This window comes from Ottowia sp. oral taxon 894 (assembly GCF_001262075.1).
Lineage (GTDB): Bacteria > Pseudomonadota > Gammaproteobacteria > Burkholderiales > Burkholderiaceae_C > Ottowia > Ottowia massiliensis.
The window spans coordinates 2,178,058-2,200,050 of record NZ_CP012073.1; the positions used below are offsets into that span (position 1 = coordinate 2,178,058).

Annotated in this window: 26 protein-coding genes and 1 tRNA gene; 23 read left to right on the forward strand and 4 right to left on the reverse strand. The window is 58.2% G+C overall.

Going from position 1 to position 21,993, the window contains the following annotated elements; all coding sequences use genetic code 11:
- The first annotated feature begins 40 nt into the window (after nt 1–40).
- The 22 genes from ADJ79_RS09490 to ADJ79_RS09590 all read left to right on the forward strand — a co-directional run bounded on the left by ADJ79_RS09490 (nt 41) and on the right by ADJ79_RS09590 (nt 18,653).
- Nucleotides 41–1,054 carry an NAD(P)H-quinone oxidoreductase gene (locus ADJ79_RS09490; protein WP_050716554.1) on the forward strand — a complete coding sequence of 338 codons (1,014 nt, stop codon included), beginning with the start codon at nt 41–43 and terminating at the stop codon, nt 1,052–1,054.
- 4 nt (nt 1,055–1,058) lie between these two features.
- Entirely contained in the window at nt 1,059–1,808 is a 750-nt protein-coding gene (gene tpiA / locus ADJ79_RS09495; protein ID WP_050715746.1) for a triose-phosphate isomerase, read from the forward strand.
- Between the two features lie 42 nt (nt 1,809–1,850).
- On the forward strand, nt 1,851–2,303 hold the full coding sequence (gene secG / locus ADJ79_RS09500; RefSeq protein WP_050715747.1) for a preprotein translocase subunit SecG: 453 nt from the start codon (nt 1,851–1,853) through the stop codon (nt 2,301–2,303).
- Between the two features lie 110 nt (nt 2,304–2,413).
- Nucleotides 2,414–2,498, forward strand: a tRNA-Leu gene (locus tag ADJ79_RS09505).
- Between the two features lie 59 nt (nt 2,499–2,557).
- Nucleotides 2,558–2,917, forward strand: a complete 360-nt coding sequence (locus ADJ79_RS09510; RefSeq protein WP_050715748.1) for an NADH-quinone oxidoreductase subunit A — start codon at nt 2,558–2,560, stop codon at nt 2,915–2,917.
- Between the two features lie 33 nt (nt 2,918–2,950).
- The gene (locus ADJ79_RS09515; RefSeq protein WP_050715749.1) at nt 2,951–3,430 is read left to right on the forward strand and encodes an NADH-quinone oxidoreductase subunit B family protein; all 480 of its coding nucleotides are present in this window, start codon (nt 2,951–2,953) and stop codon (nt 3,428–3,430) included.
- Nucleotides 3,431–3,434: 4 nt separating this feature from the next.
- Entirely contained in the window at nt 3,435–4,055 is a 621-nt protein-coding gene (locus tag ADJ79_RS09520; protein WP_050715750.1) for an NADH-quinone oxidoreductase subunit C, read from the forward strand.
- A complete protein-coding gene (locus ADJ79_RS09525) occupies nt 4,056–5,309 on the forward strand; it encodes an NADH-quinone oxidoreductase subunit D (RefSeq protein ID WP_050715751.1) in 1,254 nt (417 codons plus the stop codon).
- Nucleotides 5,306–5,836: an NADH-quinone oxidoreductase subunit NuoE gene (gene nuoE / locus ADJ79_RS09530; RefSeq protein WP_050715752.1), complete on the forward strand. Its 531-nt coding sequence runs from the start codon at nt 5,306–5,308 to the stop codon at nt 5,834–5,836. The genes ADJ79_RS09525 and nuoE overlap by 4 nt, the downstream gene beginning before the upstream one ends.
- Nucleotides 5,833–7,188: an NADH-quinone oxidoreductase subunit NuoF gene (gene nuoF / locus ADJ79_RS13295; RefSeq protein WP_082203243.1), complete on the forward strand. Its 1,356-nt coding sequence runs from the start codon at nt 5,833–5,835 to the stop codon at nt 7,186–7,188. The genes nuoE and nuoF overlap by 4 nt, the downstream gene beginning before the upstream one ends.
- A gap of 14 nt (nt 7,189–7,202) precedes the next feature.
- Nucleotides 7,203–9,347: an NADH-quinone oxidoreductase subunit NuoG gene (nuoG, locus tag ADJ79_RS09540; protein ID WP_050715754.1), complete on the forward strand. Its 2,145-nt coding sequence runs from the start codon at nt 7,203–7,205 to the stop codon at nt 9,345–9,347.
- Nucleotides 9,344–10,432 (forward strand): NADH-quinone oxidoreductase subunit NuoH, encoded by a 1,089-nt coding sequence (gene nuoH, locus ADJ79_RS09545; RefSeq protein ID WP_050715755.1) that lies wholly within the window; start codon nt 9,344–9,346, stop codon nt 10,430–10,432. Before nuoG ends, nuoH begins: the two co-directional genes overlap by 4 nt.
- A gap of 16 nt (nt 10,433–10,448) precedes the next feature.
- Nucleotides 10,449–10,955 (forward strand): NADH-quinone oxidoreductase subunit NuoI, encoded by a 507-nt coding sequence (gene nuoI, locus ADJ79_RS09550; protein WP_050715756.1) that lies wholly within the window; start codon nt 10,449–10,451, stop codon nt 10,953–10,955.
- 16 nt (nt 10,956–10,971) lie between these two features.
- Nucleotides 10,972–11,625 (forward strand): NADH-quinone oxidoreductase subunit J, encoded by a 654-nt coding sequence (locus tag ADJ79_RS09555; protein WP_050715757.1) that lies wholly within the window; start codon nt 10,972–10,974, stop codon nt 11,623–11,625.
- The gene (nuoK, locus tag ADJ79_RS09560; protein WP_050715758.1) at nt 11,622–11,924 is read left to right on the forward strand and encodes an NADH-quinone oxidoreductase subunit NuoK; all 303 of its coding nucleotides are present in this window, start codon (nt 11,622–11,624) and stop codon (nt 11,922–11,924) included. Before ADJ79_RS09555 ends, nuoK begins: the two co-directional genes overlap by 4 nt.
- A 7-nt stretch (nt 11,925–11,931) precedes the next feature.
- Nucleotides 11,932–13,956, forward strand: a complete 2,025-nt coding sequence (gene nuoL / locus ADJ79_RS09565; RefSeq protein WP_050715759.1) for an NADH-quinone oxidoreductase subunit L — start codon at nt 11,932–11,934, stop codon at nt 13,954–13,956.
- Nucleotides 13,957–13,971: 15 nt separating this feature from the next.
- Nucleotides 13,972–15,447, forward strand: coding sequence for an NADH-quinone oxidoreductase subunit M (locus ADJ79_RS09570; RefSeq protein WP_050715760.1), 1,476 nt, complete (start codon nt 13,972–13,974; stop codon nt 15,445–15,447).
- 12 nt (nt 15,448–15,459) lie between these two features.
- On the forward strand, nt 15,460–16,956 hold the full coding sequence (gene nuoN / locus ADJ79_RS09575) for an NADH-quinone oxidoreductase subunit NuoN (RefSeq protein WP_050715761.1): 1,497 nt from the start codon (nt 15,460–15,462) through the stop codon (nt 16,954–16,956).
- A gap of 64 nt (nt 16,957–17,020) precedes the next feature.
- Nucleotides 17,021–17,248 (forward strand): hypothetical protein, encoded by a 228-nt coding sequence (locus ADJ79_RS14365; protein WP_156304122.1) that lies wholly within the window; start codon nt 17,021–17,023, stop codon nt 17,246–17,248.
- Entirely contained in the window at nt 17,245–17,550 is a 306-nt protein-coding gene (locus ADJ79_RS09580) for a DUF2818 family protein (RefSeq protein ID WP_050715762.1), read from the forward strand. The genes ADJ79_RS14365 and ADJ79_RS09580 overlap by 4 nt, the downstream gene beginning before the upstream one ends.
- Before the next feature lie 55 nt (nt 17,551–17,605).
- Nucleotides 17,606–18,202 (forward strand): NUDIX domain-containing protein, encoded by a 597-nt coding sequence (locus tag ADJ79_RS09585; protein WP_050716555.1) that lies wholly within the window; start codon nt 17,606–17,608, stop codon nt 18,200–18,202.
- Nucleotides 18,189–18,653 (forward strand): DUF1178 family protein, encoded by a 465-nt coding sequence (locus ADJ79_RS09590; protein ID WP_050715763.1) that lies wholly within the window; start codon nt 18,189–18,191, stop codon nt 18,651–18,653. The genes ADJ79_RS09585 and ADJ79_RS09590 overlap by 14 nt, the downstream gene beginning before the upstream one ends.
- A gap of 101 nt (nt 18,654–18,754) precedes the next feature.
- On the opposite strand, the gene ADJ79_RS14370 is transcribed toward ADJ79_RS09590, so the two are convergent.
- The 4 genes from ADJ79_RS14370 to ykgO form a co-directional block, all read right to left on the reverse strand.
- Nucleotides 18,755–18,922 carry a hypothetical protein gene (locus ADJ79_RS14370; protein WP_156304123.1) on the reverse strand — a complete coding sequence of 56 codons (168 nt, stop codon included), beginning with the start codon at nt 18,920–18,922 and terminating at the stop codon, nt 18,755–18,757.
- Between the two features lie 259 nt (nt 18,923–19,181).
- Entirely contained in the window at nt 19,182–19,760 is a 579-nt protein-coding gene (gene ruvA / locus ADJ79_RS09595; RefSeq protein ID WP_050715764.1) for a Holliday junction branch migration protein RuvA, read from the reverse strand.
- Between the two features lie 15 nt (nt 19,761–19,775).
- Nucleotides 19,776–20,180 carry an I78 family peptidase inhibitor gene (locus tag ADJ79_RS09600; protein WP_050715765.1) on the reverse strand — a complete coding sequence of 135 codons (405 nt, stop codon included), beginning with the start codon at nt 20,178–20,180 and terminating at the stop codon, nt 19,776–19,778.
- A 168-nt stretch (nt 20,181–20,348) separates the two neighbouring features.
- Entirely contained in the window at nt 20,349–20,498 is a 150-nt protein-coding gene (gene ykgO / locus ADJ79_RS09605; protein ID WP_050715766.1) for a type B 50S ribosomal protein L36, read from the reverse strand.
- 414 nt (nt 20,499–20,912) lie between these two features.
- Between ykgO and ADJ79_RS09610 the strand changes: the two genes are divergently transcribed.
- On the forward strand, nt 20,913–21,815 hold the full coding sequence (locus ADJ79_RS09610; protein ID WP_082203394.1) for a lytic transglycosylase domain-containing protein: 903 nt from the start codon (nt 20,913–20,915) through the stop codon (nt 21,813–21,815).
- The last annotated feature ends 178 nt before the right edge of the window (nt 21,816–21,993 follow it).

The following is a 21,993-nucleotide window of genomic DNA, read 5'->3' on the forward strand; positions in this document are numbered from 1 at the left end:
TCCAGCCTTGTTTCACGAGGACCCAAGCCGGTTTTGAATGATGAAATGCATTGAAATCAGGGAAAACGGCGGCCCTGCCGTGCTGGCGCCTGCCGAGCGGCCTGTGCCGCAGGCGGGCGCGGGCGAGGCGCTGATTCGCGTGGCAGCTTCAGGCGTGAACCGGCCTGACGTGGTTCAGCGGCAAGGACACTATCCGCCGCCGCCCGGCGCGTCTGACCTGCCGGGGCTGGAGGTGGCGGGCGTGATTGAAGCGGGCGATGCCGCCGCGCTGGCGGAATGCGGGCTGGCGGTGGGCGACCGGGTATGCGCCCTGGTGGCGGGCGGCGGCTATGCCGAATATTGCGTGGCCCCGGTGGCGCAATGTTTGCCTATCCCTAAGGGGCTGACTGACGTGCAGGCTGCCGCACTGCCGGAAACCTTCTTCACCGTGTGGAGCAACGTGTTTGACCGTGCGCGGTTGCAGCCGGGAGAAACCCTGCTCGTGCAAGGCGGCGCCAGTGGTATCGGCGTGACGGCCATTCAGCTGGGCAAGGCGCTGGGCGCGACCGTCATCGTGACCTGCGGCTCTGACGAGAAGTGCGCGAAAGCCTGCGAGCTGGGCGCTGATCACGCCATCAATTACAAGACCGCTGACTTTGCCGAAGAAGCCAAAAAGCTCACCAATGGCAAAGGCGTGGACGTCATTCTGGATATGGTGGCGGGCGATTACGTGCAGCGCGAGGTGGAATGCATGGCCGAAGACGGCCGCCTGGCCATCATTGCGGTGCAAGGCGGCGTGAAAAGCGGTTTCAACGCGGGGCGCCTGCTGGTCAAGCGCCTGACCGTGACGGGCAACACGCTGCGCGCCCGCCCCGTGGCCTTCAAGGCGGCCATTGCCAGGGCGCTGCGCGAAAAGGTATGGCCGCTGCTGGAAAGCGGCGCCATCCGACCCGTGGTTCACGCCACTTTTCCGGCGCTGCAAGGCGCGGATGAATGGCCCAGCGGCGCAGCCCGCGCCCATGCGCTGATGGAAAGCGGCGCGCACGTGGGCAAGATCATTCTGACCTGGAGCTGATGTCATGGGCCGGAAAAAACTGATTGCAGGCAACTGGAAGATGAACGGCAGCCTGGCTGCCAATGCAGCTCTGATGGGTGAGTTGCTGGCAGGCATCGGGCAACCGGCATGCGATGTGGCCGTGTGCGTGCCTGCCGTTTATTTGGCGCAGGTGCAGCTGCTTTTGGCAGGGCAGGGTGGCATTGCGCTGGGCGCGCAAGACGTGTCGCAGCACGAAAGTGGCGCCTATACGGGTGACGTATCGGCGGCCATGCTGAAAGAGCTGGGCGCGCGCTATGTCATCGTGGGCCATAGCGAGCGCCGCCAGTACCAGGGCGAAACCGACGCGCAAGTGGCAGTCAAAGCGCAATGCGCGCTGGCGGCGGGCCTTACGCCCATCGTCTGCGTGGGTGAAACCCTGCAAGAGCGCGAGCAGGGAGAAACCGAATCCGTGGTCGGCCGCCAGCTTTCGGCGGTGATTCAGCTGAACGGCGAACGCCTGACTGATCTGGTGGTGGCTTATGAGCCTGTCTGGGCCATTGGCACAGGCAGAACCGCAACGCCTGAGCAGGCGCAGGCGGTACATGCTGCATTGCGCGCCTTGCTGGCCGCCGCCGATTTGCAAGCGGCGGGTGTGCGCATCCTCTATGGCGGCAGCATGAATGCAGGCAATGCAGCCGAGCTGCTGGCCCAGCCTGACATTGACGGCGGATTGATCGGCGGCGCGAGCCTCAAGGCGCGGGACTTTCTGAAAATCATTGAGACGGCCAGCTAATCGAGCGCTTGGCTACATCAAAAAATACATTGGAGTGAACGAATGAGCTTTGTCATGAACCTCGTGCTGGTGGCACAAATTCTGTCTGCCTTGGGCATGGTGGGTCTCATCCTGGTGCAGCACGGCAAGGGCGCTGACATGGGGGCCGCCTTTGGCAGCGGCAGTTCCGGCAGCCTGTTTGGCGCTAGCGGCAGCGCCAACTTTCTCTCGCGCAGCACGGCCGTACTGGCAACGGTTTTTCTGGCCAGCACGCTGCTGCTGTCTTACTACGGTTTCAGCCCGCGCGTTGAAGCATCTGGCGGCAGCGTGCTGGAGGGAGTAAAGGCCCCTGAGACCGTTCAGCCGGACGCAGCGGCAGCCATCCCCGCCGGGGCGGCTGCGTCGCATGCAACGCCTCAGAACGAGGGCAAACCGGCTGATGCCAATCAGGGAGAAGTCAAGCCGGAGGCGGGCAAGAAGGCAGGCGATGCCGCCGAGCAGGCGCCCAAAAATTAAAAACCTTGCTCTGCCGTAAGGCGATTTTTTCCAGATAGAATTCCCGTCTTGCTTCACGGGCTGAACAAAGGTCACAAAAAAACGCAGCAAGTGAAAGCAAGCAACAATCAGCCGTCGTGGTGAAATTGGTAGACACGCTATCTTGAGGGGGTAGTGGCGAAAGCTGTGCGAGTTCGAGTCTCGCCGACGGCACCAAACAAAAAACACCGGGAGCGAGTTCCCAGCGCATCCCGGTTCCTGACGATGAATGCGCAATGAGTCTGGCTCAGTATTTTCCTGTTCTGGTCTTTATTCTGATCGGTTTGCTCGTTGGCGCGCTGTGTCTGGGAATGGGAGCCTTTTTCGGCCCCAATCGCCCTGACGCTGCCAAGAACTCTCCTTACGAGTGCGGCTTTGATGTCTTTGAGGATGCGCGCATGAAATTTGATGTGCGTTATTACCTCGTAGCCATCCTGTTCATTCTGTTCGACCTGGAAATCGCCTTTCTCTTTCCGTGGGCGGTAGCCCTGCGCGATGTGGGCTTGCCAGGATTCATTGCTGTTCTTGTCTTCCTGGCGATTCTGGTTGTCGGATTCGTTTATGAATGGAAGAAAGGCGCCCTGGATTGGGAGTGATGGCAATGTCGGCAGTCTGGCAAGGATGGCAGCATGATTGAAGGGATGATGGAGAAAAACTTCATCACCACGAATTTTGACGCGGTGATGAATTGGGCCAAAACAGGCTCGCTTTGGCCTATGACTTTTGGTCTGGCCTGTTGCGCGGTGGAAATGATGCACGCCGCCACGGCGCGCTATGACATAGCGCGTTTTGGCGCAGAAGTATTTCGTGCGTCGCCGCGTCAGTCGGATCTGATGATTGTTGCGGGTACGCTCTGCAACAAAATGGCGCCAGCCTTGCGCAAGGTATATGACCAAATGGCCGAGCCGCGCTGGGTGCTTTCCATGGGTTCATGTGCCAATGGCGGAGGCTATTACCACTACAGCTATTCAGTGGTGCGTGGCTGCGACCGCATCGTTCCAGTGGATGTGTATGTGCCCGGATGTCCGCCGACGGCCGAGGCATTGATATACGGAATCATCCAATTGCAGCAAAAGGTGCGGCGCACCAACACGATTGCGAGGGCGTGATTTCATGCTGACAGAAACAGTGAGTTACGCCATTGCGCCTGACGTCTTGCGGGACAAGATAGCTCTTGCTCTGGATGGATTGGCGAGTAGTGTGAACGTGGCGCTTGGCGAAGTGACGGCGCTTGTGCCTGCCTCATCCTATTTACAGGCCGCCCAGATTTTGCGGGATGCGCCTGATTGCCGCTTTGAGCAGATGATTGATTTGTGCGGCATGGATATGTCTGCTTACGGAGATGGGCGCTGGGAGGGAGCGCGCTTCGCCGTGATACTGCACTTGCTGTCTGTAAGCCACAACCAGCGTGTGCGCTTGCGCGTGTTTTGCGAAGACGATGACTTTCCGGTGCTGCCTACGGTCACGGGTATCTGGAGCTCGGCCAATTGGTATGAGCGGGAAGCGTTCGATCTATATGGAATCATGTTCGACGGGCACGGTGACCTGCGCCGCATCTTGACTGATTATGGTTTCGTTGGGCATCCATTCCGCAAAGATTTCCCTTTGACGGGGCATGTGGAAATGCGTTACGACGCCGATCGTCAGCGCGTAGTTTATGAGCCGGTTTCAATTGAGCTGCGTGAAATTACGCCTCGAGTCATCCGTGAAGAATCATACGGAGGCATGCGGTAAATGGCGGAAATCAAGAATTACACGCTGAATTTCGGCCCTCAGCACCCGGCGGCGCACGGGGTGTTGCGATTGGTGCTGGAGCTGGACGGCGAAGTGGTGGAACGCGCTGATCCGCATATTGGCCTGCTGCATCGCGCAACGGAGAAACTGGCTGAACACAAGACCTTCATTCAGGCATTGCCATACATGGATCGGCTCGATTATGTGTCCATGATGTGCAATGAGCATGCCTATTGTCTGGCAGTTGAAAAGCTGTTGGGTATTGAGGTGCCTATTCGTGCGCAATATATTCGCGTAATGTTTGCCGAGATTACGCGAATCCTGAATCACTTGATGTGGCTCGGCTCGCATGGCAACGACTGCGGCTCTTCAACGATCCTGATTTACGCCTTCCGCGAGCGAGAAGATCTGTTTGATATGTATGAGGCCGTTTCGGGTGCGCGTATGCACGCGGCTTATTTCCGGCCAGGCGGCGTGTATCGTGACTTGCCGGATTCCATGCCGCAATACAAGGCGAGCAAAGTGCGTAACGCCAAGTCGCTGGAGGCGCTCAACGCCAATCGCCAAGGGTCGCTGCTCGACTTTATAGAAGACTTCACCAAGCGTTTTCCTGTTTATGTGGATGAATATGAAACGCTGCTGACGGATAATCGGATATGGAAACAGCGGACGGTCGGCATTGGAGTCGTTGATGCAGACCGCGCCTTGAATATGGGGCTGACGGGACCTATGCTGCGCGGTTCTGGTGTTGCGTGGGATTTGCGCAAGAAGCAGCCATATGATGTTTATGACAAGGTAGATTTTGATATTCCTGTTGGAAAAACGGGCGACAGTTACGACCGTTACCTCGTTCGCGTGCAGGAAATGCGCGAGTCCAACAGGATTATCAGGCAATGCGTGGATTGGCTGCGCGCCAATCCAGGTCCGGTTATTGTGCAGAACTACAAGGTGGCCCCGCCTCCGCGTGAGCGCATGAAGTTCGGCATGGAAGATCTGATTCACCATTTCAAATTGTTTACCGAGGGCATGCATGTGCCCGAAGGTGAAGCTTATGCTGCGGTGGAGCACCCAAAAGGGGAGTTTGGCATCTACATGGTGAGCGATGGTGCCAATAAGCCCTATCGCATGAAGATTCGCGCGCCGGGGTTTGCGCACCTGTCGGCCTTTAATGAACTGGTTAAAGGCCATATGCTGGCTGACGCAGTGGCGATTATTGGCACGTTGGATATCGTGTTTGGGGAGATCGACCGATGAATACACGTGTCGCATCCATTACCGCAACGCCTCTGTCAGAGGCTACTCGCATGCGGTTTGATCGTGAAGTTGCGAAATATCCAGCGGGTCAGAAACAGTCTGCCGTCATGGCCTGTCTTTCCATCATCCAGCAGGAGCGGGGATGGGTCAGTCCTGAGAGCGAAAAGGCAATCGCCGAATATCTTGAAATGCCGCCGATGGCAGTGCATGAAGTGACGACTTTCTACAATATGTACAACCAACATGCTGTTGGAAAGTACAAATTGAATGTCTGCACGAATCTGCCTTGCGTATTGCGCAATGGCGCGAAGGCGTTGGCACATTTGGAACGGAAACTCGGCATTTCGGTCGGAGAAACCACGCCTGACGGCTTATTTACCCTTCAGCAATGCGAATGTCTGGGGGCTTGTGCTGACGCGCCTGTCATGCTGGTTAATGACCGCACCATGTGCAGCTTCATGGAAAGCGATAGACTGGATCAGCTTGTTGATGGTCTGCGCGCGGCTGAAAATGGAGACGCCGCATGAAAGATGTCGCTCAGTTTCTCTCTCAGTTTCAGTCTTCGGGCGAAAAGACCTGTTTTCATGGCCGTCATATCAATCCCCAGATTTATGCGGGGTTGAATGGCAACAATTGGAGTCTCAAGGATTACGAGGCGCGTGGAGGGTATCAGGCCCTGCGCAAAGTTCTTGGCAAAGATGGCGGCGAAGGTCTGACGCAGGATCAGATCATTGCCATCATCAAAGAGTCAGGCTTGCGTGGCCGTGGCGGCGCGGGTTTCCCGACTGGCCTCAAATGGAGCTTCATGCCACGGCAGTTTCCGGGCGACAAGTTTCTGGTTTGCAACTCTGACGAAGGCGAGCCTGGAACCTGCAAGGATCGTGAAATTCTGATGCATAACCCTCATATTGTTATTGAAGGGATGGCTATCGGAGCTTTTGCAATTGGCGCTTCCCGTGGATACAATTATATTCACGGAGAAATCTTTCAGGTTTATGAAAGATTCCAGGCGGCTTTGCAAGAGGCGCGCGAGGCCGGCTATATTGGCCAAAATATTATGGACAGCAACTTCAGTTTTGAGCTGAATGCGCATCATGGTTTCGGCGCTTATATTTGCGGGGAAGAAACAGCGCTGCTTGAATCCATAGAAGGAAAGAAAGGGCAGCCTCGCTTCAAGCCGCCATTTCCAGCAAGCTTCGGCCTGTATGGCAGGCCAACCATCATCAATAACACGGAAACATTTTCTGCTGTTCCCTGGATCATCCGTAATGGTGGACAGGCTTATCTTGAATGCGGGAAACCCAATAATGGAGGCACCAAGATCTTTTCCGTAAGTGGTGATGTGGAGCGCCCCGGAAATTATGAAATTCCACTCGGAACGCCTTTTTCTGTCTTGCTGGAGTTGGCAGGCGGTGTTCGCAGTGGACGGCAGCTTAAGGCGGTCATTCCCGGCGGCTCTTCATCGCCTGTCCTGCCTGCTTCCATCATTATGGATTGCACAATGGATTATGACTCCATTGCAAAAGCAGGCTCCATGTTGGGTTCTGGTGCAGTTATCGTGATGGATGATACGCGCTGCATGGTTAAATCTCTTCAGCGTTTGTCTTATTTTTATATGCATGAATCTTGCGGCCAGTGCACGCCTTGTCGAGAAGGGACGGGCTGGCTATGGCGAGTGGTTGATCGCATTGAAAATGGCAAAGGCCGTCCAGCAGATATGGATTTGCTCGATTCGGTAGCTGGAAACATCATGGGACGCACGATTTGTGCGCTAGGCGATGCAGCCGCCATGCCTGTGCGAGCCATGCTGAAGCATTTCCGTCCTGAATTTGAATATCACGTTGAACATAAGACCTGCACGGTCTCGTCCTATGTCTGAAAGGCGCGAACGTCATGGTTGAAATTGAAATTGATGGCAAGAAGGTCGAAATAGCTGAGGGAAGCATGGTTATTCATGCTGCTGACAAAGCTGGCATGTATATTCCCCATTTTTGTTATCACAAAAAGCTATCCATCGTAGCCAGTTGCCGCATGTGCCTGGTGGACGTGGAAAAAGCGCCTAAACCGGTGCCTGCTTGCGCAACGCCTGTTACGCAAGGCATGGTGGTGCGCACTCACAGTGCCAAAGCTATCTCAGCGCAAAAATCGGTAATGGAGTTTCTCCTGATCAATCATCCGCTGGATTGTCCGGTTTGTGATCAGGGCGGAGAATGTCAGTTGCAGGATTTGGCTGTGGGTTATGGCATGTCGGGCACGCGTTATGAAGAAGAAAAGCGCGTGGTCAAACCCAAGGACGTGGGGCCGCTGATATCCATGCAGGAAATGACGCGCTGTATTCATTGTACGCGTTGTGTGCGTTTTGGGCAGGAAATTGGCGGCTCAATGGAATTCGGCATGGCGAATCGTGGCGAATTTTCCGCAATTGAAACATTCATTGGCCATAGCGTGGATTCTGAACTGTCGGGCAACATGATTGATGTTTGTCCAGTCGGCGCGCTCACCAGCAAGCCCTTCCGTTTCAGTGCCCGCACGTGGGAATTGTCTCGGCGAAAAAGCGTCAGTCCGCATGATTCAACTGGCGCGAACCTGATTGTGCAGGTCAAGAACAACAAGGTCATGCGCGTTGTTCCATTTGAAAATGAAGCTGTCAATGAATGTTGGATTGCGGATCGTGACCGTTTTTCTTATGAGGCGTTGAATGGCGAGGATCGCCTGACCAAGCCAATGCTCAAGCAGGGCGGGCAATGGCAGGAAGTGGATTGGCAAACCGCTCTTGAGTATGTGGCCAATGGCCTGAATGACATCAAGGCGGAATTTGGGACGGACAAAATTGGCGCTTTGGTGAGTCCGCACAGCACACTGGAGGAGTTGTATCTCGCAGCTCAATTGGTGCGGGGCTTGGGTAGTGAAAATATCGACTATCGCCTTCGCCATACTGAATTTGACCAGCCTGAGGGCATTCGGTGGCTTGGCACGACAGTTGAGTCTCTCTCCAGTTTGCAGGGGGCGCTGATTGTGGGGTCAAACCTGCGCAAGGACCATCCCTTGTTTGCACAGCGAATTCGCCAATCAGTGCGGCATGGCGCAGTCGTTTCGGCGATTACATCGCGCAATTTGCTGCGTGATGCGGATGCTTGGGCCATGCCCGTCCAAAATCAGTTTCTGCTTGATCCAGCCGATTGGTGCCAGGCGCTGGCTGCGGTTGCACAGGCAGTGGCGGCTGAAAAAGATGTGCCCGCTCCGGTTGAAGCGTTTGCTGATATTCCGGATTTGGCGATGTCCATTGCCAAGGCTTTGCTTTCGGGCGGCACTCAGGCGATTTTGCTGGGCAATGCGGCGGCGCATCATCCACAGGCCAGCAGCCTGCTGGCTTTGTGCCAGTGGCTGGGCTGCCAGACGGGAGCCAGCGTTGGTTATTTGACGGAAGCTGCCAATACGGTTGGCGCGCAGTGGGTGAAGGCATTGCCGGGCCAGAATGGGCTGAATGCTGGACAAATGCTCGCAGGCGGCCTCAAGGCATTGCTGCTGCTCAATACTGAGCCTGCGATGGATGCAACTGCTCCGGTTGAAATGGAAGGCAACGGCATGGTGGTTACGTTCAGCCCATTCAAAGCCAACATGGATGTCAGCGATGTGCTGCTGCCCATTGCGCCTTTTTCCGAAACATCGGGAACGTTCGTGAATGCTGAAGGCCGCGTGCAGAGTTTTCATGCCGTGGTCAAGCCGTTGGGCGACACGCGACCGGCATGGAAGGTGCTGCGCGTGCTTGGCGATATGCTGGGATTGGCGCAGCCTGTTTTCAATTCCTCGCAAGAAGTATTGGCGCACGCGTTGGGTGGCTCAGGTATTTCCATGCTGCCCGCCAGCTCGTTGAGCAACGCAACGCAAGCGTCCATCACAGTGGAAAAAGCTGTCAATGTGCCCCGTGATTGGGGAATCTACGAGCTGGATGGCATTGTGCGGCGCGCGCCTGCGCTTCAGCAGACAACGGATGCGCGCGAATACAGATCGCAGGGTGAGCAAGGAGTGGCGGCATGATTGATGCGCTGCACGATTTTGGATTGCACCTGTTTGCAGGCCAATGGTGGGTGCATGCCGCATGGCCCATTGTTTGGACCCTGCTGAAAATCATCGCAATTATTGCTCCATTGATGATTGCTGTGGCCTACACCACCCTGTGGGAGCGCAAGTTGCTGGGCTGGATGCAAGCGCGGCACGGGCCTAACCGCGTGGGGCCCTGGGGTCTGCTGCAACCGGCTGCTGATGGCATTAAGTTGCTGACTAAGGAGATTATTCAGCCAACGGCTTCCGCCAAGGGGTTGTTCATCATGGGGCCGCTGATGGCCATCATGCCTGCTCTTGCAGCCTGGTCAGCCATTCCATTCGCGCCTCATGTGGCGTTGGCCGATGTGAATGCGGGGCTGCTGCTGGTTATGGCCATCACTTCGATTGAGATTTATGGCGTGATTATCGCGGGGTGGTCTTCCAACTCGAAATACGCTTTTTTGGGCGCTTTGCGTGCTTCGGCCCAGATGATCAGCTATGAGATTGCCATGGGCTTTTGCTTTCTAGCCGTGCTCATGGTGTCTGGCAGCATGAATTTGACTGACATTGTCATGAAGCAGGCGGAAGGCGTGGCCTTTGGCGGTATTTTTGCCGGCACCTTCCTGTCATGGAACTGGCTCCCGCTCATTCCGATGTTCGTGGTGTATCTGATTTCCATGGTAGCTGAAACCAATCGGCACCCATTCGATGTGGTGGAAGGCGAAGCCGAGATTGTCGCAGGTCATATGGTCGAATATTCGGGCATGGGTTTTGCGGTATTTTTCCTGGGCGAATATGCCGCCATGTGGCTGGTTTCCATATTGGCAGTCATCATGTTTTTGGGTGGGTGGCTGCCGCCGGCTGATTTCGCACCGTTCACATGGATTCCTGGGTGGATTTGGCTGGGCGTCAAGACAGCCATCGTGCTGACCATGTTTATTTGGATTCGCGCCACTTTCCCTCGATTCCGTTATGACCAGATCATGCGCTTGGGATGGAAGGTGTTTATTCCCGTCACACTCGTTTGGTTATTGGTCATTGGCGTCTGGATGCATACGCCGCTGAATCTCTGGCTCTGAACACCGGAGCGCGAATATGAATCCTGTTGCAACTCCTTTTTCGATCAAGGACTTTTTCAAGAGCTTTATGCTCCTGGAATTGCTCAAAGGCATGGCTTTGACGGGGCGTTACGCTTTCCGCCGCAAAGTCACGGTGATGTTTCCGGAAGAAAAAACGCCGCTGTCACCGCGTTTTCGCGGCCTGCATGCCTTGCGCCGTTACGAAAATGGCGAGGAACGCTGCATTGCCTGCAAATTGTGCGAGGCTATCTGTCCGGCGATGGCCATCACTATCGAGTCCACCCGGCGGGAAGATGGCACGCGCCGCACCACGCGCTATGACATTGATCTGACCAAATGCATCTTCTGCGGTTTCTGCGAGGAAAGCTGCCCAACCGATTCCATTGTCGAAACCCAGATTTTTGAATACCACGGCGAAAAGCGCGGCGATCTTTATTTCACCAAGGAAATGCTGCTGGCCGTGGGTGACCGGTACGAAAAAGACATCGCTGCCGCGAAGGCCGCTGATGCCAAATATCGCTGATTCACAGGCACGATTCATGGACATCCAGGCTGGTTTTTTCTATCTGTTTTCTGCCGTGCTGCTGTTTTCAGCATTCAGGGTGGTGACGGCGCGCAACCCCGTGCATGCCGTGCTTTTTCTGATGCTGGCGTTTTCGCAAGCTGCAGGAATCTGGCTGCTGCTGAAAGCCGAATTTCTTGCCATCACGCTGGTGCTGGTTTATCTGGGCGCGGTGATGGTGCTGTTCCTTTTTGTCGTGATGATGCTGGACATCAATATTGACAGTGCACGGCAAGGTTTTTGGAAGCATTTTCCGCTGGCGTTGGGCGTAGGTGCCGTGATTACGCTTGAAATGGCGGCTGTCCTTAAAGGCGGCTTTAGCGCGGCGCAAGCGCCTGAAATGCAGGCAGTACTGGCTGGCGTGAACGCAGGCAATAGCAAGATGCTGGGCGGACTGCTATACACGCAATACCTGTACCCGGTGCAGATTGCCGCAGTCATTTTGCTGGTGGCCATGATCGCCGCCATTGCGCTCACGCTGCGCGAACGCAAGACTACCAAGAAAATTGATCCTTCCATTCAGGTGCGTGCCAAAGCGGCAGACCGTTTGGTCGTCGTTTCCATGCAGGCGACGCAGGCGGCTCCGGCAGTGGAGGAGGCGGCTGCTCCAGCCGAGGAGACGAAACGATGACATTGGCGCATTGCCTGACATTGGGCGCAATTCTGTTTGCGATAGCTATCGTCGGCATTTTTCTCAACCGCAAGAATCTGATTGTGCTGCTCATGGCCATCGAGCTGATGCTGCTGGCTGTCAATCTGAATTTCGTGGCTTTTTCGCATTATCTGGGTGATATGCACGGGCAGGTGTTTGTTTTTTTCATCCTCACGGTGGCCGCTGCTGAATCGGCCATTGGCCTGGCTATTTTGATGCTGCTGTTCCGCAATCGATCCAGCATTAATGTAGATGAACTCAATGAATTGAAAGGGTAAACGCATCATGAGTCAGACCCTTTCCACTGCGGCTCTGCTGGCCGTTCCGCTTGTGCCTTTGGCTGGGTGCCTGGCTGCCGGTATTTTGGGTACAGCCTTCGGCGGCAACGTCATTGGCCGTCGCGCTTCGCATACGGCAACCATTCTGGGTGTTTTTATTGCCTTCCTTATTTCCGCCTGCACGCTCAAAAGCGTGGCGCTGGATGGCGCGCGATTCAACCAGACCATTTATGAGTGGATGGTTGTGGGCGGACTGAAAATGGAAGTGGGCTTCATGGTCGATGGTCTTACGGCCATGATGATGTGCGTTGTCACCTTTGTATCGCTCATGGTGCACGTATATACCATTGGCTATATGGATGAAGACGCGGGCTACAACCGCTTTTTCTCTTATATCTCGCTATTCACTTTTTCCATGTTGATGCTGGTGATGAGCAACAACATGCTCCAGCTGTTTTTCGGCTGGGAAGCTGTGGGGCTGGTGTCTTATTTGCTGATCGGTTTCTGGTTCAACAAGCCAACAGCCATTTTCGCCAATATGAAGGCGTTTTTGGTAAACCGCGTGGGCGATTTCGGCTTTATCCTGGGAATCGGCCTGATTGCAGCTTATACCAATACCCTCAACTACACCGAAATATTCACCCATGCCCGCGAGCTGGCGGCCCAGACGATGCCGGGCACGGACTGGATGCTGGTGACGGTTATCTGCATTTGCCTGTTTATTGGCGCAATGGGCAAGAGCGCGCAGTTTCCACTGCACGTGTGGCTGCCGGATTCCATGGAAGGCCCCACGCCTATTTCCGCGCTGATTCACGCGGCCACCATGGTGACGGCAGGCATTTTCATGGTGACGCGCATGTCGCCGCTGTATGAGCTGTCGGATGCCGCCTTGAGTTTCATTATGGTTATTGGCGGCATTACGGCGTTGTTCATGGGCTTTCTGGGCATTATTCAGAATGACATCAAACGCGTGGTGGCGTATTCCACGTTGTCGCAGCTAGGCTATATGACAGTCGCGTTGGGCGCTTCGGCTTATTCCGTGGCTGTGTTTCACCTGATGACGCATGCGTTTTTCAAGGCGCTGCTGTTTCTGGCAGCTGGTTCGGTCATTATGGGTATGCACCATAACCAGGATATGCGCTGGATGGGCGGCGTGCGCAAATACATGCCTGTGACGCACTGGACTCTGCTGATCGGCACGCTGGCTCTGGTTGGCACGCCTTTTTTCTCGGGCTTTTATTCCAAGGACGCCATTATTGAAGCAGTAGGCGCCAGCCATGTCTGGGGGGCAGGCTTTGGCTATTTCGCCGTGCTGGCGGGCGTGTTTGTCACTTCTTTCTATTCATTCCGTCTTTATTTCCTCGTCTTCTGGGGCAAGGAGCGGTATGACCAGAACCCGGAAATCCACCACCATGATGATCATCATGGCCACGGTCATGATGCCAAACCGCACGAGTCGCCCTGGGTCGTCTGGGTGCCGCTGGTCATGCTGGCCATACCTTCCATTTTCATCGGCTTTTTCACGCTCATGCCGCTGCTGTTTGGCCCGTATTTCAGCGATGTCATTTTTGTCGATGTCATGCGCCACGGCGCGATGGCCGAGCTGTCCGAACATATTCATGGCGCTGTCAGCATGGCTTTGCATGGCTTTGTTTCCTGGCCGTTCTGGTTGGCCGTGGCGGGTGCGGCATCAGCTTGGTACATGTACATGGTCAATCCGGCGCTGCCAGCGGCGCTCAAGCGGTTCTTCATGAGCGCGGGCATTTACCAGTTTCTGGAAAACAAATATTTCATGGACTGGATTTACGAAAACATTTTTGCCCGTGGCGGCCGTGTGATTGGCACGGGGCTATGGCTGGGGGGCGACCGCGCGCTGATTGATGGCGCGGTGGTCAATGGCTCCTGGAAGCTGGTCGGCCGGATTTCGGCCCTGGTGCGCCGTGTGCAGACGGGCTATCTCTACCACTACGCCCTCTGGATGATTCTGGGTGTTTTCGTGTTCATGACGTTCTTTGTCTGGCTCAACAAGTAAAAGGAAGCGTTGGAAATGAGTTGGTTGAGCCTTGCCATCTGGACACTCATCGTCTTTGGCCTTGTCATCTTGCCGCTGGGGCGCGATAGCCAAGCTTCGCTGGCGCGCTGGCTCGCGCTGGCCGGGTCTGTCCTGGGCTTTCTGGTCACGCTGCCGCTGTACACCGGCTTTCAGGCTGGCACGGCGCAAATGCAGTTTGTCGAAAAAGCGCCGTGGATTGAGCGCTTCAACATTTATTACCACCTCGGCGTGGATGGCATCTCTCTGTGGTTCGTGCTGTTGACGGCGTTCATCACCATCATCGTCGTCATTGCCGGCTGGGAAGTCATCCAGAAGAAGGTCAATCAGTACATGGCGGCCTTTCTCATCCTGTCCGGGCTGATGATTGGCGTGTTCGCCGCGCTGGACGGGCTGCTGTTTTACGTGTTCTTCGAGGCCACGCTGATTCCGATGTATCTCATCATCGGCGTCTGGGGCGGGCCCAACCGGATTTATGCCGCCTTCAAGTTCTTCCTCTACACCCTGATGGGGTCGCTGCTCACGATGGTGGCCTTCGTCTATCTGTATTGGCGTTCGGGCGGCAGTTTTGATATTCAAACCTGGCACCAGCTACCCCTGCCCCTGCCGGTACAGACGCTGCTGTTCTTCGCGATGTTCGCCGCCTTCGCCGTCAAGGTGCCCATGTGGCCCGTGCATACCTGGCTGCCGGATGTGCACGTGGAAGCGCCCACGGGCGGCTCCGCCGTGCTGGCAGCCATCATGCTCAAGCTGGGCGCGTATGGTTTTTTGCGCTTTTCCATGCCCATCGCGCCTGATGCCGCGCATGAATGGGCCTGGCTGATGATCACCCTCTCCCTTGTGGCCGTGATTTACGTGGGCCTGGTGGCGCTGGTGCAGCAGGACATGAAAAAGCTCGTGGCCTATTCCTCCGTGGCGCACATGGGTTTCGTCACCCTGGGTTTTTTCCTGTTCAACGACCTCGGCGTGGCGGGCGGCCTGGTGCAAATGGTTTCGCACGGGTTCGTTTCCGCCGCCATGTTCCTGGGCATTGGCGTGCTGTATGACCGCGTGCACTCGCGCGAAATCGCGGCCTATGGCGGCGTCGTCAATACCATGCCGCGCTTTGCCGCCTTCGCCCTGCTGTTTTCCATGGCCAACTGCGGTTTGCCGGGCACGGCGGGCTTCGTGGGCGAATGGATGGTGATTCTGGGCGCCGTGCAATTCAACTTCTGGATTGGCATGGGCGCTGCCACGGCGCTGATTCTGGGCGCCTCCTACACCCTGTGGATGTACAAGCGCGTCTATCTGGGCGCCACCGGCAATGACCACGTGCGCCAGCTCAAGGACATCAATGCCCGCGAATGCCTGATGCTGGCCCTGCTGGCGGCCGCCATACTGGGCATGGGCCTGTATCCCAAGCCGTTCACTGACGTCATGGACGCCTCTGTAACCCACTTTTTGCAACACGTTGCCACATCCAAGCTGAATTGAGGAGCTGCAAACATGATTGACCGACTCAGCTGGCTGGCGATCTACCCTGAAATCGTGCTGCTGGCCATGGCTTGCGTGATTCTGCTGATGGACTTGATGGTCAAGGGTAGGCTGCGCACGCCCACCTACCTGATGTCCCTGCTCACGCTGGCCGTGGTGGCTGCGCTGACGGCGTTTTTCGCGCAAGACGGCAAAACCGTCTATGGCTTTGGCGGCCTGGTGGTGAGCGATCCCATGAGCAACTGGCTCAAGTGCTTTGCGGCCCTTTCCACCATCGTCTGCTTCGTCTATGGCCGCGCTTACGCGGCCGACCGGGGCATGCTGCGCGGCGGCGAGCTTTTCTCGATGGGCCTGCTGTCGCTGCTGGGCGCGTTCGTCATGGTTTCGGCCAACAACTTCCTGCTCATTTACCTGGGGCTGGAGCTGATGACCCTCTCGGCCTACGCGCTTGTGGCGCTGCGCCGCGACGACGCCACGGCCACTGAAGCGGCCATGAAGTATTTCGTGCTGGGCGCGCTGGCTTCCGGCTTTTTGCTCTACGGCCTGTCCATGCTTTACGGCGCCACGGGCACACTCGATATCGGCGGCGTGCGCCAGGCCATTGAAGCGGGCGCGGCGCAAAAACAAGTGCTGGTATTCGGCCTTGTTTTCGTGGTGGCCGGCCTGGCCTTCAAGTTCGGCGTGGCGCCTTTCCACATGTGGCTGCCTGATGTGTACCAGGGCGCGCCTACGGCCATCACGCTCATGATCGGCTCGGCTCCCAAGATCGCGGCCTTCGCCATGGCCATCCGCCTGCTGGTGGAAGGTCTGCTGCCGCTGGCCTTTGACTGGCAGCAAATGCTGGCGCTGCTGGCCATTGCCTCGCTGCTTCTGGGCAACCTGGCGGCCATTGCGCAGACCAACCTCAAGCGCATGCTGGCCTACTCCACCATCGCGCAAATGAGCTTCGTGCTCATGGGCCTGATGGCGGGCGTGACGGACGGCAATCCGGCCGGGGCCGAAAACGCCTACAGCAGCGCCATGTTCTACACGCTCTCCTACGTGCTCACCACGCTCGTGAGCTTTGGCGTGATCATGCTGCTGGCGCGCCAGGGCTTTGAAAGCGAAGAAATCGCCGACTTCGCGGGCCTGAACCAGCGCAGCCCCTTGTTCGCCGGCATCATGCTCATCTGCCTGTTTTCGCTGGCGGGCATTCCGCCGATGGTGGGCTTTCAGGCCAAGCTTGGCGTCATCCAGGCGCTGGTGAGCACGGGGCAAAGCGCCTACATTGCGCTGGCCGTGTTCGCCATCGTCATGTCGCTGATTGCCGCCTTCTACTACCTGCGCGTCATCAAGGTCATGTATTTCGATGCGCCCGCCGGGCCGCAGGCGCAAGCCGCCATTGCCGCCCCGGCCGATCTGCGGGCCGTGCTCACCGTCAATGGCCTGCTGGTGCTGGGCCTGGGCCTGCTGCCGGGCGCGCTGATGGAAGCCTGCCGCAGCGCCATTGCGCACATGCTCAATACCTGAAAGCCGAGGCGGCCCTGCTGCCGGCCCGCCGCCTGCGCTGCTTGCCTCTGGCGCTTGGCGCTCCTTGCAGCTGCTGCGCAGGCTGTTGAAAAGTCTGAAATACCTCAAAATCAGGAGCAAATTCAAGGCCCAGAAATGGCCTTTTGCGCAATATCGGCGGGGAGGTCATGCTATGGAACAAAGAGCAATTAAAGCGATGTGGCGCCAGACGCTGGCGCGCACATGCGGCATGCTCGCCGCCGCGCGCCGGGCGGCTGGCCCCGGCGGATATCGGGAAAAAGCATTGCCATGAGTCAAAGCGCAAGCATCTGGCTGTTGATCGCCCTGGCGGCACTGGCCGCCAACCTGCCTTTTCTCAACCAGCGCTGGCTGGCCGTCTGGCCCGCGCCATCGGGCCGCAAAAGCCTGGGCCTGCGTTTGCTGGAGCTGGTGTTCTGGTACTTCGTGACGGGCGGTATTGGCAAGGCGCTGGAAGCCCATGCGGGGCAGATTCACCCGCAAGACTGGGAGTTCTACGCCGTCACCGCCGCGCTCTTTCTCACGCTGGCCTTTCCCGGCTTTGTTTACCGCTACCTGCTCAAACGTGGACGCTGACCGCACCCCCGCCCCTTCGCTCTTCCCCGCCGGCCCTGACTTTCGGGACGAAACCCTGCGTGAGCAGCCGCTGGCCTCCGAGCCTTTGCTGCAAGGCCATTTCCTGCGCGTGCAGCGCGACACCGTGCGCCTGCCGGGCGGCCAACACGGCGGGCACGGCGGCACGGCCACCCGCGAATACGTGCGCCACCCCGGCGCAGCCGTCATCGCCGCCCTGCTGGAAGACGGACAGGGCGGCTGGCGCGTGGTGCTGGAGCGCCAATGGCGTCACCCCCTGGGCCAGGCCATCATCGAACTGCCCGCCGGCAAGCTCGACCCCGGCGAGCCGCCCCTGCACTGCGCGCAGCGTGAATTGCGCGAAGAAACCGGATACACCGCCCGCGAATGGGCCTGCGCGGGCCTGATGCACCCCACGCCCGCCTACTCCACCGAGGGCATCCACCTCTGGTTCGCGCGCGGCCTCACGGCAGGCCCGCGCCAGCTTGACGCGGGTGAACACCTGCACGTCTTCACCGCCACCGTGCCCGAACTGCTCGACTGGTGCCGCCAGGGCCGCGTGACCGACAGCAAAACCCTCGCCGCCGCCCTCTGGCTGCAAAACTACCTCAGCGGCGCGTGGCCGCTTGACTGGCAGCGCGATGAAAGTGCTTGATTTGCAATGCGACCAAGGCCACGTCTTTGAAGGCTGGTTTGCCTCCGAAGACGACTACCAGGCCCAGCGCCAAAGCGGCCTGCTCACATGCCCCCTGTGCGGCGCGCCCGATGTGGACAAACTCCCCAGCGCCCCGCGCCTGAACCTGGGCAGCGGCAGCGCGCCAGCAGGGCAGGGCGGCCCAAGCGGCGGCCCAAGCGGCGGGCCGGAGGGGGCCGCTTTGCCTGCCATGCAGGCCGCTTTACTGAAAGCCATGCGCCGCCTCATGCGCGAAACCGAAGATGTCGGCGCCCGCTTCGCAGAGGAAGCCCGCCGCATCCACTACGGTGAAACCCGCGAACGCCCCATCCGTGGCCGCGCAAGCCCCGAAGAAACCCACGCCCTGCTGGAAGAAGGCATCCCCGTCATATCTTTGCCCCTGCCGCCCGGATTCGATGGCGAGCTTCAATGAGCAGAGGTGAAAAATCTGGGCCGCCTGCTTTTTGAAAGAGCATGACAGCGAATACAGGCCGCGCCAGAGCTTGCCAGGCGGTTAAGCGCCAGAAAAACGGGTCAAGGCCTGGCCGCGAGAGATAAAAAGCCGGTCAGGACAGTCAAGGCGCAGACGACACCCTGCTTCTCGCAGGCTTTGCCGCCGTTCTTTTCTTGTATGCGCCGGCTTGCCTGTCTTGGCTCATGAAGCTGCGGCTGCCGCCAGGCCGCGTTTTTGGCATGGGCCATTTCTACTGTCCATCCGACATCAGAAACTGGAGCAAATTTGAGAGGGTCAAAACACCGCTCTGCGCAATATCTACTAAGACGTCTTGCTATGAATAGTAGAGCGAAATTGACCTTGTCCAATGCTTGCCCGCAGGTGTGAAAAGCGGCCTGGCGGCCTGCGGCGCTGCAAGCGGCAGGTCAGGCCGCCCAGGCTCATCTGCTCTTTCGCCCTTTGCGGCCAGACTTCGCTCAGCCTCACGGATAGATGGGCGACAGGCCTTTACCGCGCCAAGGTTTTGAGGGCCTGCTTGATGCCTTCGCTCACGCCTACGTCGGCAGGCAAGGCCTTGAGGGCTGCGGCGGCTTCTTTTTCGCTGTAGCCCAGCGCCAGCAGAGCCTGCTGGATGTCGGCGTGCGCATCGCTGGCTGGCGCAGCCGCGCCGGAAGCGGAAAGGTCGGGAGAGAGTTTGCCCTTGAGTTCCAGAAGCAGGCGTTCGGCTATTTTCTTGCCGATGCCCGGCAGTTTGGTCAGGCGGCCCGCCTGCTGGGTGGAAACGGCCTGCGCAAGATCGCTCACGCTCATGCCCGACAAAACGGCCAGCGCCATGCGCGGGCCAATGCCGCTGATGCGGATGAGCTGGCGGAAGGCGTCACGCTCGGCGGCGGTGCCGAATCCGTAGAGCGTGTGCGCGTCTTCCCGCACGACCAGGTGGGTGAGCAGCGTGACGGGCGCGCCAGCGGCGGGCAGGTTGTAGAAGGTGCTCATGGGCACGTCCACTTCGTAGCCGACGCCATGGCAGTCGAGCAGCAGGCGCGGCGGGTTCTTTTCGGCCAGCAGGCCAGCCAGGCGTCCGATCATGGTCAGGGCCGCGAATCAGCCGCAGGTCACGCGCACGACCGCGCCTTGCGCATTGACGATGACGTTCAGGCGGCCTATCTGCATTTCCTTGGTGGTGGCGCTGTTTTCGCGCAGCATGCGTGCAAGGTCTGCGCCGGCGGCGGCGCGCGCCTGCTCCAGCATGGCCGGGCCGCCGTAGGGTTTGCCGACGATGGACTGCGCGGCTTTGGCGTTGCATTGGTTGCGCGCGGCTTTGCCGCTTTCCACTTGCGTGATTTCACGCGGCTGGCTTGGCTGGCCTTGCGCGTGGTCATGAGCGTGCGGGTGCATGGGAGTTTGGGTCTGTGCGGGTTCAGGGGCGGGCTTCGGGGCGTTGGTGCAGGCGGTCAAAGCCATCAGGGCGGCAAAAGCCAGAGGGTAGGCAAACAGCCGTTTTTCCATGTTGAGTGCTCCACAAGTTTGTTGAAAAGAAAACGTGAAAACGAAAACGCGCTGCTCCTGCCCGGGCAGCGCGCGTGGGATGGTAACTGCCTGCCTGGAACTGAAAGCGAAACGGGCGCCTGTTTTCAGACGCCCGCTGGCAGATTCGTGAAAGCGGCGCGCGCTGCTTCAACACTTGTTTTTGTTCTTGGCGCCGCCCTGGCGCGCCTTCAGGCGCGGGTTTGACTTGCAGATGACGTAGATGCGGCCACGGCGGCGCACCACCTGGCAGTCGCGGCTGCGCTTTTTGGCTTCTTTGAGGGATGAAAGCACTTGCATGATTGAAATACTCCTTTGTGTTTCAGAACTTGTTCAAAGTCTGTCTGTGGGCGCGAAAAGCGCGGATCCGGCCAGACGCTGAACGGGTTCATAGGGGGACGGGAAAGCTGCCGATTGTAGTTATGTTCTAACAACTGTGATGCGTTTTCCCTTTGGAAAAAGCCAGAAACACGCGGAAAACGCACGTGTGCTAGAGTCCCGCTCCGCAACTTTTCACGCATTAGGCCATCAGCTTGGCTACCTTCAACAGGTAGCCAAATTTTTTTGGAAAGCCCGCCCGCCAGCAGCCAGACAGCCATTGGGCGGGACTCTCAAGGAGCCTCCGGCAAACAAAATACAAAGGCGCTGGCTCCCGCCTTTTTCACGGTGACCCGCAGCAGCGCCATGCCGCCTGCGGACATGAAAGGAAGCAACATGCAAATTCCCGCCAGGCTGAACGCCCTGGGGCGCGGCATCAACACCTTCGCGGTTGATGTGGCCGCCGGGTTCTTCCAGGTTTCGCACAACGGCTTTGCCCTGCTGGGACTGGCCGTGGTTTGCGCTGTAGCCTTGCTGGTGGCGCGGCCCGATTTGCGCCATCAGGGCGAAGAGCAACTCACCTCATGGCTCAAGGCGCGGCAGGCGGCACAGGTGGGCTTTGAAGCCGAACCTGTGGCCAGCCGCCGGGCCACGGCCGCCAACCCGGTGGACTTGCCGCCGGAGCAGGCCAACGCGGTGCAGTGGATCAGCCGCAAATACCGCGTAGCCCCCGAGCCAGTGGCCGCCCTGGTGGCCGAAGCCTATGAAACAGGCCAGCGCGTGCGGCTCGATCCCACGCTGATCCTGGCCGTCATGGCCGTCGAATCCAGCTTCAACCCCTTTGCACAAAGCAACGTGGGCGCACAGGGGCTGATGCAGGTGATGACCAAGGTGCATACCGACAAATACGAAGACTTCGGCGGCAACTTCGCCGCGTTTGACCCCGTCAGCAATCTGCGCGTGGGCATCCGCGTGCTCAAGGACTGCACCACGCGTTTTGGCTCCACGGCTGGCGGCCTGAAGTGCTACGTGGGCGCCGCCAACATGGAGGACGATGGCGGCTACGCCGCCAAAGTAATGGCCGAACACGCCCGCATCTACCGCGCTGCTACGGGCCGCGCCCTGCCCGCAGCGGCCAGCGAAGAAGCGCTGCGCGCCAAGGCTTCCGCCACCGGCACGGCGCCAGCCTCTGCTGACGCCTTGACGCAAGCCGGGTCACTGGCGGAAAGCAGCGCCAGCCCAGTCAACCCATCCAGCCGCAAGAGCCGCAACGCCATCAGCGTAGCCAGCGCGTTTTAAAGCCTGGCTTTCTTTCGCCACGCGCCAGCCGCCGCCTGGCACGGTCTGTTTTCGCACCGGGCGCGCGGCCTCTTGAAAAAACCTGCACCGCTACAATCTTGGCCCTCGACTCGCGGCAAGAGCGACAGCAACACCTCCGGCCCGGCCTGCCACGCGCACCAGATTCAGACGCAGCGGC